Source organism: Marinilactibacillus sp. XAAS-LB27 (assembly GCF_036039175.1).
In the GTDB taxonomy this organism is placed as follows: domain Bacteria; phylum Bacillota; class Bacilli; order Lactobacillales; family Carnobacteriaceae_A; genus Marinilactibacillus.
The window spans coordinates 54,922-71,564 of the sequence record NZ_JAYXKP010000003.1 but is presented as its reverse complement, the minus strand read 5'-3'; the positions used below and the strand labels follow the sequence as shown (position 1 = coordinate 71,564).

Annotated in this window: 18 protein-coding genes; 15 read left to right on the top strand and 3 right to left on the bottom strand. The window is 37.3% G+C overall.

Annotation, left to right across the window (positions count from 1 at the left end):
• Positions 1–204 precede the first annotated feature (204 nt).
• The 5 genes from metG (at position 205) to VXN63_RS05250 (ending at position 5,402) form a co-directional block, all read left to right on the top strand.
• Complete coding sequence (gene metG / locus VXN63_RS05270; RefSeq protein WP_327756940.1) at positions 205–2,235, top strand: methionine--tRNA ligase; 2,031 nt, start codon at positions 205–207, stop codon at positions 2,233–2,235.
• A 102-nt stretch (positions 2,236–2,337) separates the two neighbouring features.
• Positions 2,338–3,105 carry a TatD family hydrolase gene (locus tag VXN63_RS05265; protein WP_327756939.1) on the top strand — a complete coding sequence of 256 codons (768 nt, stop codon included), beginning with the start codon at positions 2,338–2,340 and terminating at the stop codon, positions 3,103–3,105.
• A 33-nt stretch (positions 3,106–3,138) separates the two neighbouring features.
• The gene (rnmV, locus tag VXN63_RS05260) at positions 3,139–3,690 is read left to right on the top strand and encodes a ribonuclease M5 (RefSeq protein ID WP_327757165.1); all 552 of its coding nucleotides are present in this window, start codon (positions 3,139–3,141) and stop codon (positions 3,688–3,690) included.
• Complete coding sequence (rsmA, locus tag VXN63_RS05255) at positions 3,677–4,585, top strand: 16S rRNA (adenine(1518)-N(6)/adenine(1519)-N(6))-dimethyltransferase RsmA (protein WP_327756937.1); 909 nt, start codon at positions 3,677–3,679, stop codon at positions 4,583–4,585. The genes rnmV and rsmA overlap by 14 nt, the downstream gene beginning before the upstream one ends.
• A 571-nt stretch (positions 4,586–5,156) precedes the next feature.
• A complete protein-coding gene (locus VXN63_RS05250) occupies positions 5,157–5,402 on the top strand; it encodes a Veg family protein (protein WP_225744723.1) in 246 nt (81 codons plus the stop codon).
• A 136-nt stretch (positions 5,403–5,538) separates the two neighbouring features.
• On the opposite strand, the gene VXN63_RS05245 is transcribed toward VXN63_RS05250, so the two are convergent.
• From VXN63_RS05245 to VXN63_RS05235, 3 genes are all read right to left on the bottom strand, one after another.
• Complete coding sequence (locus VXN63_RS05245) at positions 5,539–5,934, bottom strand: VOC family protein (protein WP_327756936.1); 396 nt, start codon at positions 5,932–5,934, stop codon at positions 5,539–5,541.
• A 110-nt stretch (positions 5,935–6,044) separates the two neighbouring features.
• Positions 6,045–7,160: an NAD(P)/FAD-dependent oxidoreductase gene (locus tag VXN63_RS05240; protein WP_327756935.1), complete on the bottom strand. Its 1,116-nt coding sequence runs from the start codon at positions 7,158–7,160 to the stop codon at positions 6,045–6,047.
• Positions 7,147–8,268 (bottom strand): hypothetical protein, encoded by a 1,122-nt coding sequence (locus VXN63_RS05235; RefSeq protein WP_327756934.1) that lies wholly within the window; start codon positions 8,266–8,268, stop codon positions 7,147–7,149. Before VXN63_RS05235 ends, VXN63_RS05240 begins: the two co-directional genes overlap by 14 nt.
• 186 nt (positions 8,269–8,454) lie before the next feature.
• Here VXN63_RS05235 and ispE point away from each other — a divergent pair, with 186 nt between their 5' ends.
• The 10 genes from ispE (at position 8,455) to VXN63_RS05185 (ending at position 16,639) form a co-directional block, all read left to right on the top strand.
• Positions 8,455–9,306: a 4-(cytidine 5'-diphospho)-2-C-methyl-D-erythritol kinase gene (gene ispE, locus VXN63_RS05230; protein WP_327756933.1), complete on the top strand. Its 852-nt coding sequence runs from the start codon at positions 8,455–8,457 to the stop codon at positions 9,304–9,306.
• 135 nt (positions 9,307–9,441) lie between these two features.
• Positions 9,442–10,410 (top strand): ZinT family metal-binding protein, encoded by a 969-nt coding sequence (locus VXN63_RS05225; RefSeq protein WP_327756931.1) that lies wholly within the window; start codon positions 9,442–9,444, stop codon positions 10,408–10,410.
• 178 nt (positions 10,411–10,588) lie between these two features.
• Positions 10,589–12,262 carry a metal ABC transporter solute-binding protein, Zn/Mn family gene (locus VXN63_RS05220; RefSeq protein WP_327756930.1) on the top strand — a complete coding sequence of 558 codons (1,674 nt, stop codon included), beginning with the start codon at positions 10,589–10,591 and terminating at the stop codon, positions 12,260–12,262.
• 153 nt (positions 12,263–12,415) lie between these two features.
• Complete coding sequence (locus tag VXN63_RS05215) at positions 12,416–13,132, top strand: metal ABC transporter ATP-binding protein (RefSeq protein WP_327756929.1); 717 nt, start codon at positions 12,416–12,418, stop codon at positions 13,130–13,132.
• On the top strand, positions 13,069–13,893 hold the full coding sequence (locus VXN63_RS05210) for a metal ABC transporter permease (RefSeq protein WP_327756928.1): 825 nt from the start codon (positions 13,069–13,071) through the stop codon (positions 13,891–13,893). The genes VXN63_RS05215 and VXN63_RS05210 overlap by 64 nt, the downstream gene beginning before the upstream one ends.
• 132 nt (positions 13,894–14,025) lie before the next feature.
• Positions 14,026–14,340, top strand: a complete 315-nt coding sequence (locus tag VXN63_RS05205) for a PadR family transcriptional regulator (protein WP_327756927.1) — start codon at positions 14,026–14,028, stop codon at positions 14,338–14,340.
• A 1-nt stretch (position 14,341) separates the two neighbouring features.
• Entirely contained in the window at positions 14,342–15,022 is a 681-nt protein-coding gene (locus tag VXN63_RS05200) for a DUF2812 domain-containing protein (protein WP_327756926.1), read from the top strand.
• Between the two features lie 158 nt (positions 15,023–15,180).
• Complete coding sequence (gene rpsN, locus VXN63_RS05195; RefSeq protein WP_327756925.1) at positions 15,181–15,450, top strand: 30S ribosomal protein S14; 270 nt, start codon at positions 15,181–15,183, stop codon at positions 15,448–15,450.
• 52 nt (positions 15,451–15,502) lie between these two features.
• On the top strand, positions 15,503–16,498 hold the full coding sequence (locus VXN63_RS05190; protein WP_327756923.1) for a CobW family GTP-binding protein: 996 nt from the start codon (positions 15,503–15,505) through the stop codon (positions 16,496–16,498).
• A 15-nt stretch (positions 16,499–16,513) separates the two neighbouring features.
• Positions 16,514–16,639 (top strand): putative metal homeostasis protein, encoded by a 126-nt coding sequence (locus VXN63_RS05185; RefSeq protein WP_327756922.1) that lies wholly within the window; start codon positions 16,514–16,516, stop codon positions 16,637–16,639.
• Positions 16,640–16,643: the final 4 nt, after the last annotated feature.

The following is a 16,643-nucleotide window of genomic DNA, read 5'->3' as shown; positions in this document are numbered from 1 at the left end:
TTGATACAATACAGCTTGGAAAGAGGATGTATTGTAAGTTAAACGCATATGCTAACCAGCCTAAGGCAGGCTTCTGGTTCTCGTCTTCAAACTATTGTTGTTGTATGCTATACTATTCAAGTATTCAATTAAAGAATGATAGACGATCGAATAAGATGTGCGCATCTTTATAAATAAGTATCAATTATCTAGGAGGACACGAATTTGTCTGGAGAAAATTCATTTTACATTACTACACCAATTTATTATCCGAGTGGAAAGTTGCATATCGGTAATGCTTATACAACGATTGCATGTGACGTTGTAGCGCGTTATAAGAGACTACAAGGATTCGACACGTTTTATTTAACCGGAACAGATGAACATGGACAAAAAATCGAAACAAAAGCAAAAGATCTAGGTCAAACACCGCAAGAATATGTAGATGGTATGGCAGAAGGTATCCAGGATTTATGGAAAACACTTCAGATCTCAAACGATCAGTTTATTCGTACAACAGATAAACAGCACAAAGAAGTAGTTGCGAAGATTTTTGAAAAACTTCTTGCACAAGGCGATATCTATTTAGGAGATTACGCTGGATGGTACTCTGTTTCTGATGAAGAATTCTTTACAGAAACACAGCTCGAAGAAGTATATCGCGATGAAGTAGGAAATGTAACAGGCGGAATTGCACCAAGTGGACACGAAGTAGAATGGGTAAAAGAAGAATCGTATTTCTTTAAGATGAGTAAATACGCGGATCGATTACTGGATTACTACGAAAATCACCCCGAATTTATTCTTCCAGAATCTAGAAAAAATGAAATGATCAATAATTTTATCAAGCCAGGTTTAGAGGATCTAGCTGTATCTCGTACAACATTTGATTGGGGCGTTCCAATCAAATCGAATCCTGAACATGTGATTTATGTATGGATCGATGCACTATCTAATTATATTACAGCTCTGGGGTATGATCCCGATTTAGGTGGGTTTGAAAATCAACCTGAACAATTCAGAAAATACTGGCCAGCAGACGTGCATATGGTCGGTAAGGAAATCGTTCGTTTCCATACCATTTATTGGCCAATCATGTTGATGGCTCTTGACTTGCCATTACCGAAACAAATCTTCGCACACGGCTGGTTATTGATGAAAGATGGAAAAATGTCCAAATCTAAAGGAAATGTCGTTTATCCGGAATTCCTTGTTGAACGTTATGGTTTGGATGCTTTGAGATATTATCTAATGCGTGAAGTCACGTTCGGAAGTGACGGCATTTTCACTCCAGAAGAATTCGTTAACCGTATGAACTTTGACTTGGCGAATGACCTTGGGAATCTATTGAACCGTACGGTAGCGATGATCAACAAATATTTTGACGGTCAAGTTCCTGAATATAAAGGCGATGTAACAGTATTTGATGAAACATTACGTCAGACTGCTACCGAATCGATAAAAGCATACAATGAACACATGAATACGATGCAATTTAGTTCGGCATTATCTTCAGTGTGGACTTTGATTTCTCGTACAAATAAATATATTGATGAGACACAGCCGTGGGTACTTGCAAAAGAAGAATCCAGTAGAGAAGATTTAGCTAGTGTGATGGTTCATTTGGCTGAAAGCCTAAGAATCGTTGGTATTTTACTTCAGCCGGTGCTCGTTGAAACACCTGCTAGAATCTTTGAACAATTAGGTATCACTGAGCAAAGTACTGCTTGGGAAACAGTTGTATTCGGGCAATTCCCTGAAAATACTTCTGTTGTTAAAAAAGGCGAACCAATTTTTCCAAGACTAGACAAAGAGGAAGAAATTGCAGCTATACAAGAGGCAATGACTTCTACAAGCCCAGTTCAAGAGGAAGAAGACGACTGGAATCCAGAAGAGGTTCAACTATCTTCAGTCAAAGAAAAAGAAATCAAATACGATGTGTTTGATAAAGTGGAACTAAAAGTAGCTGAAATCATTTCTTGTGAAAGAGTTGAGAATGCAGACAAATTACTGAAGTTCCGACTAGATGCAAATGATGAAGGTGGACACCGCCAGATTCTTTCAGGTATTGCAGAATATTATCCAGAATTCGATCAATTGATTGGCAAAAAAGTTGTGATTGTTGCGAATCTTAAACCACGCAAAATGCGTGGAGAAATTAGTCAGGGTATGATTCTTTCTGCAGAAGATGAAAAAGGGAATTTGACGATTGTTGAAGCACCTGCTCATATGCCTAATGGATCAATCGTAGCATAAGGTGAAAAAACGATTAAATGTAATCAGTAAAGAGCTGGGGATCGTCCTGGCTCTTTCGTTTTGACTGGTTATAGAATAAGAAAAGAAAGGAAACTGGTTTATATGTTTTTTGATACACATACACATCTGAATGTCGACAAGTTCAAAGGCGAAGAAGCTGAACTGATTGAAGAAGCTAGAAAACAGAATGTTAAAAAGATGGCTATCGTAGGATTTGATACGCCAACAATTGAAAAAGCATTACAGCTTAGCCGGGATCACGAAGGGGTTTATTCAATCGTTGGCTGGCATCCGACAGACTCCGAAACGTATACAGATCAAGTTGAAGAAAAACTGATTGAGCAGTTGCAGCTTCCGAAAGTCGTTGCGATGGGTGAGATGGGACTGGATTATTACTGGGATACCGCTTCAAAAAAATCTCAACACGAAGCCTTTAAGAGACAAATCAAAGTCGCTAAAGAATTAAATTTACCCATTAGTATTCATAATCGTGATGCGACGGAAGATACCTATAACATTTTAAAAGAAGCACAGATTCAGGATATTGGTGGAATCATGCATAGTTTTAACGTCGATACGTATTGGATGGAAAAATTCCTTGATTTAGGGATGCACATTTCCTTAAGTGGGGTTGTAACGTTTAAGAATGCGCCTGAAGTAAAAGAGGTTGCTCAAGCAGTGCCGTTTGATCGATTACTGATTGAGACAGATGCGCCTTATCTAACGCCGATGCCTCATCGCGGAAAGCGAAATGAACCGAGTTACGTAAGGTTCGTTGCAGAAGAAATTGCGCGCTTGAGAGACTGTTCGATTGAAGAAGTTGCTACTCAAACCACGAAGAATGCTGATAAGCTGTTCAGACTGACTTAAGACAGGAGTCGTGAGTTGAAAAAAATAAAAGAAATGATCGTCGTTGAAGGAAGAGATGATACGAAAAGAATTCAACTAGCCGTTAATGCGGATACGATCGAAACGAATGGGTCTGCTATAAATGAAGAAATCTTGGAGAGGATCGCGCTTGCACAAGAGACGCGAGGCGTCATTGTCTTTACAGATCCTGACGTGCCAGGAGAAAAAATTCGCAAGATCATTTCTAGGAAAATACCTGGCGTAAAGCATGCTTTTTTGAACCGGGATGAAGCTCGGCCAAACAAAAAAGGTAGCTTGGGCATTGAGCATGCGTCCGTTGAAACCATCCAAAAAGCACTAGATGGATTATATGGTGAACGTATAGATAAGCTCCCAGCTATTGATAAGAAATTTCTTTTAAGCGAAGGTCTGATTGGAAAACCAAACTCCAAAGAGCTCAGAATTAAATTGGGCAACGAATTAAGAATTGGGTATACTAATGGTAAACAGCTAGAAAAAAGGTTGAACATGTTTGGTATTACTCAGGAAGAAGTCGAAAAAACACTGATGAAAATACGAAAGGAGGAAGCAAATGGAGGAATATAAAGAAATTGCCACACCCGCTAGAACAAAGGCGATACTGGATAAATACCGTTTAGCTGCCAAGAAAAGTCTCGGACAAAACTTTATTGTTGATACGAATATTTTGGAAAAAATTGTCCACGCTGGTGAAGTTGATGAACGTACAACTGTAATAGAGATAGGACCTGGGATTGGCGCTCTGACTGAACAAATTGCTAAGCAAGCAAAAGAAGTCATCGCTTTTGAGATTGATCATCGTCTGCTTCCAGTTCTGAAAGATACGTTGTCTCCATATTCAAATATCAAAGTGATTAATCAAGATATTTTGAAAGTAGATTTGAAAATCTTTCAAGAAGAATATTTAAAAGATGCAGAAAAAGTGGTCGTAATTGCTAATTTACCTTATTACATCACTACACCGATTATCATGAATTTTTTAGAATCATCATTGCCAATCGATGGTCTAGTCCTGATGATGCAAAAAGAAGTAGCAAATCGTTTATCCGCAAGTCCAGGAACAAAAGCTTATGGCTCGCTTTCAATTGCTGTTCAATATTATATGGATGCAGAAGTAGCGCTTATCGTACCTAAAACAGTGTTTACTCCTCAGCCAAATGTAGAGTCAGCAGTCATTAAACTGACGCGCAAAAAAGATGCAGAAGTTATTGTGAAAGACGAAACCGTCTTTTTCCAAGTAGCTCGTTCCGCTTTTGTTCAAAGAAGAAAAACCTTATGGAATAATCTTCAAGTAGCTTACGGGAAAGAACCGGAAATAAAGGAAAAACTTCAAGTCGCGTTGGACCAAGCTGGAATTGATCCTAAAAGAAGAGGAGAAACATTATCATTAAAAGAATTTGGAAAGCTTGCTGATGCGCTCGTTGAACAGAATCTAGTTATGCAAAACAATCAAAAGAATTAATCACATATACTCATCTCACTATCTAGGCAGCGTTGTCTAATAGCGGGGTGGGTATTTTTTGTTGATTATATACGAACGAACGGAACGAAAGGGTTTTTCGTATGATTTGAATAAAGAATGTTCGGATTTCTTGATTTCAATCGAAATAAATAAGAAGTTGAATAGAAGCTTAGTACGAAAATCAAAGCTTAGTATAATAAAAAAGTCAAATAATAAGAAGTAAAGACTACTAAATTTAAACCGACCATATTAACTAGAGAACGTTATAAAGGTAACTGTAAAGTTTAAGTAAAGAGTATAAGATTATCGTAAATTGTCTATATAACAAGGAAATAGATCGTTTATGAAATGAAGAAAAGAAATATATAGTAATAGTCCATGCTAAAATAATACGGAATAATTGGAGGGGAAAAAGAGATTAGACATAGTCAAAATGACAAGGTAGTTAGATTATTAAAGATTTGTCATTTTGTAACGTATAATTTGAATTTGGTCTTTATTTTCAAATGTTCTTTTAATTTTCGTGTTTATGTGGTATACTACGTTTATAACTTTGTGAGGTGAGTCGATTATGCCAATTACTATAGCAAGTATAAAGCAAAATCTTGACGGTCAATTAGGGAAAGAAATTAAATTGACAGCTCAAGCCGGACGGAAAAAGACGACGGAACGCAAAGGAATACTGACAGACACATTTCCTGCCGTGTTCATTGTTGAATTAAACAAAGAAGAAAATGCTTATGAACGTGTTTCATATAGTTATGCCGATGTTTTAACACAGACAGTTGAACTAGAATTTTTAGGTAGCGAACTTTAAAGTGAATTAGTTTGATGAAAGTAAGTCTCATTTTTGACTTGCTTTTTTTATAAGCTAAGCTGCAACTCGTACATATCTCAACTAACATAAAGCCATCCGATTTCAGGGGATTATCCTGAAATCGGATGGCTTTTCTTTATGGTGCTACAAGTTCAACTTTTATTCTATCGGGATCTTCAAAATAAACAGCGTAATGTGATTCCCCTCCTGCGAATGGGTGTGTTTTCGAATAAAGAACAGGTATCTGCTTTTCTTTTAATTTTTGTGTAAGTTGATCAACATGTTCTGTTGATTGAGCATGAAAAGCTAAGTGGTTTAGTCCTACTCGGCACCTATGGTAAGGAACATCTAAAAACCGTTCTTCTACTTGTATAAAAACGAGATAAGTATCTGCTAGCTTCCAGCTTTGTCCTTGTGCCCATTTCTGATAGGGTGAATACCCCAAATCCTCTAGTAGCCAGCCCCAAAATTGAACGGATTGTTCCAAGTTCGATACATACAGTTCCAGGTGATGTAATAGACCACGATTCATATCATCCAGCTCCTTCATCTTCTTAGTTTCTAGTTTATCAGAAACAAATGGTATTGAGAACGAATGGATACAAAGAGAGTCTTTAATAAAATTTCATTGGAAAGAATCATTTAGCATGCGCAATCTGTGTCACAGCAAGACAGGTCTTCCAAAAACATTTGATAATCTTTGTAAAGTTGTAAAGCTAAAGGATTAACAGGAAGAGAAGCTCTGCGAGCAATCTCGTTGGCGATATAGGCAAATCGCTGGCGATACTTGTAGATGAAACAAAGGATAACGCCATCGTGTTCAACCTGAGAACCGACCATGAATAAGTTTTTAGAAATCGTTGACTCATCATATAAATTTAACACTGCACGGTCCTCATCGATATCAAACAAGTTTTCAATCAAGGGTGATTGAACGTTTGAAAAACCTGTGGCGATGATGGGCTTACTTGGAATAGAGAAAGTTTCATCTTCTTCAGATATTAAAATATACTGATTTTTAACAGTAGTAATCTCTTTAATTCGAATGTCAGTATAGATAGTAATGAAGTCAGCTACTTCTCGGTAACGTTCTCTCGTGTAAAGAGACAGAGATTGGCTTGGATCTGAAGACTCGGAATCAATTCCTGCATTGCTTGTGTAAATAGTTGATTTAATATTCATTTTAGCCAATTGAATTGCAGCATCAAAACCAGATTCATTTCCTCCGATAATAGCAACCTCTTCTTGGTCAGCAAAACGAGTATAGTCTCCTAGTTCTGTGTACCGTAATCCATATTCATACCCAGATATATTTTTTTGATCAGGGTAAGAAACATCCCCTAACGCTGTAATCAGATAAGTAGAATGGTAGGTGTTAAATTCGCCGTAAACGATGTAACCATTCTCTTGTTTCTCAATTTTTTCTATCATTTCATTTGTCGAAACTGGGACGTTAAAGTATTGAGCAACTTCTGTAAGGTATTCCGCATAAGATTCTCCAGAAAGATGTTCTGAATCTGCATAGTAACCTGGAGAAGTATCTGGAGTAATGGCATTCATATCGGGGAACCCAAACCCATTTGTGTTGAACGATGGAGATATAAATCTTGTTTTCGTATTCCAATCTAAGAATGATTGACCAATTTCACCTTTATCAATAACTTGAATGTCTTCAATGCCTAGTCTCAACAAAGCAGTAGCGGTGCCGATACCAGCGGGGCCGGCACCGATAATAGTCACGAGTTTATTGATTTTCATAAATTACGACCTTCTTTCTTGAATAAATGAGATTTGTTAGCGTAACAGAAATTTGTGCTCCGATAGTAGCTAAAGCGAAAATGATTAGAAGAGCGAACACTTGGCTCAGGGCAAAGGTGAAGTGACCACCAAGTAGTAATCCTGTTTGGCCAGCAGGAGTAAATAATGGATTAGCAAAAAGAATTAGTCCTAAAGTGCCGATGATTCCACCTATTCCATTTAAAACAAATGAATCAACCGGATCATTAAAATAAGTTAGCTTTCGTAAATGACAAGTCACGACTCCACTAATGAGCGGCACGATAAACAACATAATAGGAGAAGCGTATCCAACCAGTGCAGTGCTAGTCACCAATCCCACAATCATTCCAGTAAGGACATCTTCGCTAGTTAGCGAGGATTTTTGTATGATTAAGTAGCCAAGAATTCCACCTGAAATAGCTAAGATAGTGTTTAGAATAATAAGCCCAGAAAAAGTACTTGCTGAACCTAAAGGACCAAGATTGAAGCCGAACCAGCCGAAACAGATTAGGGTAGTCGCGATGTAGTTGATAATCATATTCGAATGTCTATCCGGTACTTCTAAAACACCCTCTTTAAATGTTCTAGATAAAATTAAGCTAGTTGTACCGGCTGTAAGATGAACAACTAGTCCTCCTGAGAAATCTAAAGCACCTATCTGGTTTAAAAACCCTTGTTCATTCCATAGCAAGAATGCCGAGGGAACATAGACAACAAGCAACCATATAGGAATAAACAAAGCAAAAAACTTCCATTCCACTTTATGAATTAGGGTACCAATGAACATTCCAGCTGCATATAAGAAAAAACATCCTTGCAACACAACTTCAAGTATTAATTCGTTGTCTCCTCTTTGTAAAGCCATAACATAAGAAAAAAATCCTTCGAATAAAGACGAACTTAAATTAAACACTAAAAAATATCCAAATGATACCCAAGCAAGAAAAGCTACGAATAAACCAATTGAAGTCATAATCAATGTATCGCTAGTTTTTTCTTTCTTAGAACTACTACCATATAAAACAGGAACACTAAACAACATGGGCCACATGATCAAAATACAAACGATGATAAATATAGTATCCAAAAACTCACTCCTAATCTTTAAAACGTAATTATTACGATTTGTGTTTAGTATAGCATAGTTGTCAAGTGTCGTTAGAATTTTAGATAAAGATTCAAATATGTTGAAGTAAAATTTTTTAAATTCTAGAGCATATCCTTTAAGATAGAGATAATTAGATTTTTCGTGATATTAAAAAGGAGGGAGAACTTGGAAATCAATGAAAAAGCGCCTGCGAAAATAAATTTAACTTTAAATGTGATCGACAGAAGGAAAGACGGCTTTCATGAAATGAGACTGATCATGACATCGATTGATTTATCCGATAGACTGACATTCACTCAATTGAATGAAGACATTATTTCTTTATCTTCCAATTCGGCCTATATGCCTTTAAACAAAAAGAATATAGTTTATAAAGCTGTAAATTTACTAAAAGAACGCTATGGAATTAAAAGAGGCGTCCATATTGTAATCGAAAAAAACATACCTATTGCAGCGGGGTTAGGCGGTGGAAGTAGCGATGCGGCAGCTACTTTAAGGGGGCTAAATAGACTCTGGAATTTGAGGCTGTCTTTAGAAGAGTTATCAGACATTGGGAAAGAGCTAGGATCAGATGTACCTTTTTGTATCTACGGTAAGACAGCCTACGCGACTGGTAAAGGAGAAGTAATTCAGCTTATCGGTGATTTCCCTCAATGCTGGGTTATCGTGGTTAAGCCACCTAAAGGAATTTCAAGTTGGACGGTTTTTGAAGAACTGGATTTTTCCGCAATTCCAACTTACGACCATCATAAAATGATTGAAGCAATCAATTCTCATCGTTATCAAGAAGTCGTGCAGCTTGCCGGTAACGCTCTAGAAGAAGTCTCTGCTAAAAAATATCCGATGATTAAAAGAATAAAAGAAAAAATGGAGTCTTTTGGGGCTGACGTAGCAGTAATGAGCGGAACAGGACCTACAGTATACGGATTAACACAGCAACGCTCAAAAGCGCAAAGAATTGTAAACGGACTCAATGGGTTCTGTAAGGAAGTCTATTTAGTCAGAACCTTAAAGTGACAGAACTTACAAATTGAACTTCAAATAGAGGTTCAATTTTTTTGTCTAAAAAATGTTGACAAGATTTGAAAAATAATATAGTGTTATACATCGTAATGGTTACGATTTAAAAAATAGAAAAGGATGAGTACATAAATGAATAAGATTTTGAAAATGTCTGGTATCGTGTCTTTAGGAATGCTAATGGCGGCATGCCAGGATAGCACAAGTGCAGATTCTACAGAAGAACCTGCGGAAGAACAAACAGAAGAGAATGCAACTACACCTAGTTCAGTTGCTATCGAAGGATTAGCGCATCACTATCATACAGGGGATGAAATAGAATTAACGGCTGTAACGGATACGGAAACAAATGAAAACAATTGGCAATGGTATATGAAAGATGCTGAAGCGAGTGATTGGTCACCTATAGCTGGACTGAATTCAGATACTTTTTCAAGAGAAGCAACAGAATCAGGTGTACAGATTAAAGCTGAACTTTTGGATTCTAATGATGAGTTACTAGTTGAATCGGAAGCAGTAGAAGTTGAGATTGATGATCACGGTGCTAATGACGAAGTGGGTAGAAGAATTTATAATGGTTTCTTCTATAATGCTGAAGTCGGAGATCGTCCGTTATCAGATTGGGCAGGAGACTGGCAATCCGTTTATCCTTATTTAGAATCAGGCGCTTTGGATGAAGTATTTGAAGCTAAAGCAGATAAGAGTGATTCAATGAATGCTCAAGAATATAAAGAGTATTACACAGAAGGGTATATTACAGATGTAGATCGCATGGTCATTGACGAAGATAGCTTTACGTTCTATCAAGAAGACGGAACAGAAATGACTGCAGACTATGATTATGATGGTTATGAAATCTTAACATACGAAAAAGGTAACCGAGGCGTACGATTCGTTTTTAATAAAGTGAATGGTTCTGACGAAATGCCTGAATATATTCAATTCAGTGACCACGATATTTCTTCTGAAAAAGCACATCACTATCATTTATACTGGGGAGATGACCGTTCAGAATTGTTAGAAGAGATGGAACACTGGCCAACGTACTACCCTTCAGAGTTAGATGAAGCAGGTATTGTTCAAGATATGTTGGCACACTAAAAAGAGTTCAATATAAAATTGACTTAGGGTGCCTATCTATGATATCTTTTAAATCGTAATGTGTACGATTATTAAAACTAGTAGATAAAAATTCAGCTGCTTTCAATAAGGTTTTGAAAGTGGCTTTCTATTTGAACAAAAAGGAATTTTAACGATAACGGTCAAAGGAGACTTTTATATGAAACATAAACGTTTAGCTTCGGCAATGATTGGGCTGACAGCAGCAACTACGCTTTTTGCCTGCGCGCCGCAAGGATCTGGTCAGAATTCAGATGCAGATACAAATGAAGAAGCAGAAGTATCTATCGTTACATCTTTTTATCCAATGTATGAGTTCACTAAACAAGTAGCAGGAGATCGTGCAGACATTCGTCTAATGGTTGGTGGTGGAGATGACGCACATCATTACGAGCCAAGTGCTCAAGATGTCGCAGCAGTAAATGAAGCAGATTTATTTGTTTACAGTAGTGATAGTATGGAAAGTTGGACAGAAAGTTTATTTGATACGATTGACAATGATGACCTGATGATTCTAAGTGCATCTGATGGGGCTGTTTTAGATACTGAAGACCAGAACAGTAAAGGTACTGAGGAATCCGGAAATGTAACGATTGAAGGTGCTTCTGGACATTATCATACTGGAGATAGTATTGAGTTGACAGCAACTGTAGAAGAAGAGACTACTTTAGATCATTGGCACTGGTATACACGTGAAGATGAAAACGCAGAATGGGAAACAATTTCTGATGAATTCGGTTCAGAATTGACTTACGAAGTGCCAGGAGAGAGTTTTGAAGTTCAAGCAGTATTGTTTGGAGACGACCATGATGTGTTTGCTGAATCTGAACCTCTTATGATAGAAGTAGATAATCATGGCGAAGATCACAGTGAAGGTGAAGCACACGACCACGAACATGGTGAAGAAGATGCGGACGACCACGAACACAATGAGGGTGAAGTACACGACCACGAACATGGAGAAGACGATGCGGACGACCACGAACACAATGAAAGCGAAGCACACGACCATGAACACGGCGAAGTGAGTGGTGGTTCAGAAGGTCTTGAAGTTGCTGGATTAGCTGGACATTATCACACTGGAGATGCGGTTACCTTAAAAGTAGAAACACAAGAAGATATTGCAGAATGGCAATGGTCAACACGTCAAGACGAATCAGCAGAGTGGGCAGTTGACGCAACCCAAACAACAGAAGCATTTGATGCGACTGTTGAAAGTGAAAACTTTGAAATCCAAGGCGTTGGACTTGATGACGAAGGTAACGAAGTTGCAAACACAGGAACGATTAGTGTAATGGTAGATAACCACGAAAATGAAGATCCACATAGCTGGTTAGATCCAGTATTTGTACAAGAACAAGTTAACGGAATCAGAGACGCATTGATTGAAATCGATCCTGAGGGCGAATCAGTGTACACTGAAAATGCAGCGAGTTTTAATTCGGAACTTCAAGCTTTAGACCAAGAATTTCAAGAGGCGTTTGAAGGTGCTGAAAACCGCGTGTTTGTAGTTCAACATCAAGCATTCGGATATATTGCTGAAAGATACGACTTGGAACAGGTAGCCATTGGTGGGCTGTCTACAGAAGTAGAACCAAGTCCAGCAAGAATTGCTGAAATTGGTGATTTGGTTCAGGAAAACAATGTACCAGTCATTTATTATCAACAAGGTGCAAAGTCTTCTATTGCTCAAACAGTAGCAACAGAAACAGGAACAGAAACAGCTGTACTGCATGACTTGGAAAGTTTATCCGAAGAACTACAATCTGAAGATCTAGGATATATTGATGCTATGAGAGAAAATATTGAATCTCTAAAATTAAGTATAAACTAATAAAAACGAGACAAAACAGGGCAACGCTTTGGGTCAACTGACTTTAAGGCGTTTGTCCTTTTGTTCCGTTTAGATTAGTATTGTATTGCATTGACACGAGTATTAAAGTAGAATACCGAAGAGAACTTAGGCGTTTGTAGAGAGGGTGTAAAGATGCATTATATAGAAGTAGATAATCTTGCTTTCCATTATGAAAATGAACCAGTATTAGATAATATTTCATTTCAAGTAAACTCTGGCGAATTTGTTATGCTGACAGGAGAAAATGGTGCAGCAAAAACGACATTGCTCAGAAATATTTTGGGTTTACTGAAACCAACGAAAGGGAGCGTACAGTTATCTAAAAAAAATAGATGGGGGACAAAACTTGTCGTTGGGTACGTTCCACAACAAGTTGCGTCCTTCAATGCAGGGTTTCCTAGTACAGTTCTTGAACTAGTACAATCTGGTCGTTATCCAAGAGGAAGATGGTTCAAGAAATTAGACAAAGAAGACAAAGAACATGTTCGTCGCTCCCTTGAATCTGTTGGAATGTGGGATATGAGACATAAAAAAATTGGAGAATTATCGGGTGGTCAAAAGCAGAGAATTTCTATTGCACGCATATTTGCAACCGATCCAGACTTATTCGTACTGGATGAACCGACTACTGGAATGGATGTAGAGTCTAGAGAAGAATTCTACAAACTCTTAAAACATAATAGTGAAGTTCATGGTAAAGGTGTCCTTATGGTTACGCACGATCACGAAGAACTTAAACAGTACGTGGACAAACACATTGAGTTGATTAGAAAGGAGGATTCACCTTGGAGATGTTTTTCTATGGATTCATGCAAAGAGCCTTCCAAGCATCATTCCTTATCTCACTGATTGCTCCGATTCTAGGTCTGTTTTTAATCTTACGTAGACAATCACTGATGGCAGATACCTTATCACACGTGTCCCTTGCAGGTGTGGCATTAGGAATGCTTATGGGAGTGAATCCAACAATTACAAATCTATTAGTCGTAGTAGGAGTTGCAATTCTTTTAGAATACTTGAGAATTATTTATCGATCTTATTCAGAAATCTCAATTGCAATTTTAATGTCGGGTGGTATGGCCGTTGCGCTTGTCCTAATGGGACTCAATAATGGTGGTGGGACTGTGAGTATTGATCAGTTTCTCTTTGGATCCATCGTAACGATTAGTCAGCAACAGATTTGGATGCTTTTAATTTTAACGATCGTCATATTAATTTTATACATCGTGTTTCGTAAACCGATGTACATTCTGACTTTTGATGAAGAGACGGCCTTCACTGCCGGCCTGCCGATTAAAGTCATGTCTATTTTGTTTAATGTATTAACAGGAATCACGATAGCGATCATCATGCCGATTGTTGGAGCATTGCTCGTATCCGCAATTATCGTTTTGCCGGCAGCGATTTCTATGAGATTAAGTAAAAGTTTCACAGGAGTCATTCTTATTGGAATCTTAATTTCAGTGTTTGGTATGATTACTGGACTAATGTCTTCCTATCAATTTGGAACGCCACCTGGAGCGACTGTTACGTTAGTCTTTATCGCTGTATTTATTGTGACATTGAGTTTCAATAAAGTGAAGTCTAGAATTCAAGCAAACAATATTTAATGATAAAGAATCAGCGCAGATTGAATTCTGTGCTGATTCTTTTATTTACTTGTAGAGTGATATTGGTTATTATTATGTCACGCGGTATATCGTGTGACATAATAATAACTAATATAAAAGGAGGTTTACAAGATGGCTTATAAAGATGGACCAATGACGGAAGCCATGTATTATATACTATTATCTTTATTAAGACCGAACCACGGCTACCAGTTGATGCAGTCAGTTAATGAAGTTTCTGATGGAAGAATCAAAATGGGTCCGGGAACCCTATATGGTATTTTATCTCGTATGGAAAAAAATGCATTGATTGTATTGATTGAGAAAGAAAGTACAAAAAAAACGTATAAATTAACTAAAGAAGGTAGAAAGGCATTGAATAAAGAATTTGATCGGTTAAATGCGATGGTTGAAGATACCGTGCGTGAATTGGAAGGGGGAAAATAAAATGGGGAAATTTGTTTATAAACTTAGACCGACAGATTATTACAAAATGGGGCAGTTCGAAAGTTGGTTGTATGATATGTCCGCTCAAGGATTACATTTGAAAAAATTTGGCTTATTATTGGCAAAGTTTGAGAAAAATGAACCAGAGTTTATTCGTTATCGATTAGATATCAATAGTGGAAAAAAGTACTTAGCAGAACAAGATATATTCTATGCCCAAAACGGATGGGATTTAGTGACGCATTATGGAGACTTCAGTATCTACGCGTCCCCAGAATCTGAGGATATTCCAGAATTACATACTGATCCAGTTGAACAAGCCGATTCATTGAAAAAATTCGAGTTCCAACAAGGCATTTTAACAGTACTATCGCTGATAGTTAATTCGTTACTTGCCTATAGTTTTTATCGGTCTTGGGATACCCAACAATTGATGGATATGGGTTTCAATGACTGGTCAGAACTTTTACTTTCGATTATGTTGCTTAGCATGTGTATCGGATTTGCTATTGATTGGTACAAACTATGGTCTACTAGGAAAAAGTTGCTAGCAGGCACAGCAATAAACCACCAAGCTCCATGGAAAACGGCAATTTATCTTCGCAATAGCTATAATGTAATCGTGTTGGCCATTGCGATAACGATGATTATAATTTCAATATTGAGTATATACAGATACTAAGCGTATTTAATGATAGGCAAAAAGAGAACACCAACTTGCTGGTGTTTTTTTTTGCCTATAAATGTAAGAAAAATTAATAAATTGACTTGACGAAGGGACAGAAATAGCGTAATATTTAAATCGTAAACGTTACGATTTAGAGTAGGAGGGAAAATACAATGGCTAAAAAAAGCAAAATCGAAAAACTGAAAAAACAACAGAGAACAGTTGAGAAATATGGAGCACTTAGAAAAGAGTTAAAAGAAAAAGGCGACTATGAAGCACTATCTTTACTTCCAAGAGATGCTTCCCCTACAAGACTTCAAAACCGCGATAGACTAGATGGACGTCCGCATGGATATATGCGTCAGTTTGGACTGTCTCGTATCAATTTCAGGAAATATGCTCACGAAGGCAAAATTCCTGGAGTTAAAAAAGCTAGTTGGTAGAGTGAAACATCCCAATAAATAAACCGTAATGGATAAATAAAGGATGGGTTCGATGAACAAAATACCTGTTACAATTATCACTGGATTCTTGGAATCTGGTAAAACCACTTTAATCAATCAACTTTTAAAACAAAACCATACTGAGCGTATAGCGGTCATTGTAAATGAGTACGGAGAGATAGGTATTGATCACCAACTGGTTATTAACAGCGAAGAAGAAATCTTCCAAATGAATAATGGCTGTTTATGTTGTTCTTTAAGGGCAGATTTATCCAATGTACTGCATTCAATTTTAGAAGTTTCAGAAGAAAAAGAGATTGAGTTTGATCGTATTGTGATTGAAACAACAGGTCTGGCAGCACCTGGGCCAATTGCACAGACTTTTTTCCGGATGCCTTTCTTACAAGAAAATTTTGTGATCGATAGTGTAATGACTTTAGTAGATTCTACCAATGCTCTCCACCAAATTGCGCATTACGAAGAGTCAGTAGACCAAATTGCTTTCGCCGATCAGTTATGGCTCACTAAGACTGAAAAAGTAGATTCTGAAACAGAGAAGTACTTACGAAGAAAACTGAATAATATAAATCCCGGATCAACAATAGATGTTTTAGATATTGAGAATATTTCTTTTGACTCAATTTTTGGTAAGTATTTGTTTAATGCTACAAATATATTAGAAAAAGCACCAAAAAAGCACCACGATCATAATGAGTATGAGCATGACCACGCCCATACTCACGGAATTGTAACGATATCTTTGCAAGCGGATAGACCCTTAAATCCAATACTGTTCGACGAATGGATGAACGAACTGATTGTGACATTTAATATGGATATGTTACGTTATAAAGGCATTATTCACTTATATGGTGACCCTCATAAAGTCATTTTTCAAGGGGTGAATATGGCGCTTGAATTCACCCATGGTAGTCAGTGGGGAAAATATGAAAGGTCATCTGTTTTAGTGTTTATAGGGAAAAATTTACCTGTAAAAGAAATAGAGCAATCTTTTCAAGAATGCATGGTCAAGGCAGAATTCGTATAGAAAGGAGTTATCAAAATGCCCGAAAAAAAAGATTTAGCAACAGCCAGAAGAATGATGAAAAGTCCAAATAAAAAAACAGCAAGACGAGGACTGCAAGTCGTAAAGGAAGCAAAAAGAATTCGCAGAGGTTTAAAAAAATAGGAGG

Bases quoted from the DNA above. Each gene is read 5' to 3' on its own strand.
- VXN63_RS05220 (WP_327756930.1), top strand. From the start codon at position 10,589: ATGAAACATAAACGTTTAGCTTCGGCAATGATTGGGCTGACAGCAGCA.
- VXN63_RS05190 (WP_327756923.1), top strand. From the start codon at position 15,503: ATGAACAAAATACCTGTTACAATTATCACTGGATTCTTGGAATCTGGT.
- rsmA (WP_327756937.1), top strand. From the start codon at position 3,677: ATGGAGGAATATAAAGAAATTGCCACACCCGCTAGAACAAAGGCGATA.
- VXN63_RS05240 (WP_327756935.1), bottom strand. From the start codon at position 7,160: ATGAAAATCAATAAACTCGTGACTATTATCGGTGCCGGCCCCGCTGGT.
- rnmV (WP_327757165.1), top strand. From the start codon at position 3,139: ATGATCGTCGTTGAAGGAAGAGATGATACGAAAAGAATTCAACTAGCC.
- rpsN (WP_327756925.1), top strand. From the start codon at position 15,181: ATGGCTAAAAAAAGCAAAATCGAAAAACTGAAAAAACAACAGAGAACA.
- VXN63_RS05225 (WP_327756931.1), top strand. From the start codon at position 9,442: ATGAATAAGATTTTGAAAATGTCTGGTATCGTGTCTTTAGGAATGCTA.
- VXN63_RS05205 (WP_327756927.1), top strand. From the start codon at position 14,026: ATGGCTTATAAAGATGGACCAATGACGGAAGCCATGTATTATATACTA.
- VXN63_RS05265 (WP_327756939.1), top strand. From the start codon at position 2,338: ATGTTTTTTGATACACATACACATCTGAATGTCGACAAGTTCAAAGGC.
- VXN63_RS05200 (WP_327756926.1), top strand. From the start codon at position 14,342: ATGGGGAAATTTGTTTATAAACTTAGACCGACAGATTATTACAAAATG.
- VXN63_RS05245 (WP_327756936.1), bottom strand. From the start codon at position 5,934: ATGAATCGTGGTCTATTACATCACCTGGAACTGTATGTATCGAACTTG.
- VXN63_RS05185 (WP_327756922.1), top strand. From the start codon at position 16,514: ATGCCCGAAAAAAAAGATTTAGCAACAGCCAGAAGAATGATGAAAAGT.
- VXN63_RS05250 (WP_225744723.1), top strand. From the start codon at position 5,157: ATGCCAATTACTATAGCAAGTATAAAGCAAAATCTTGACGGTCAATTA.
- VXN63_RS05215 (WP_327756929.1), top strand. From the start codon at position 12,416: ATGCATTATATAGAAGTAGATAATCTTGCTTTCCATTATGAAAATGAA.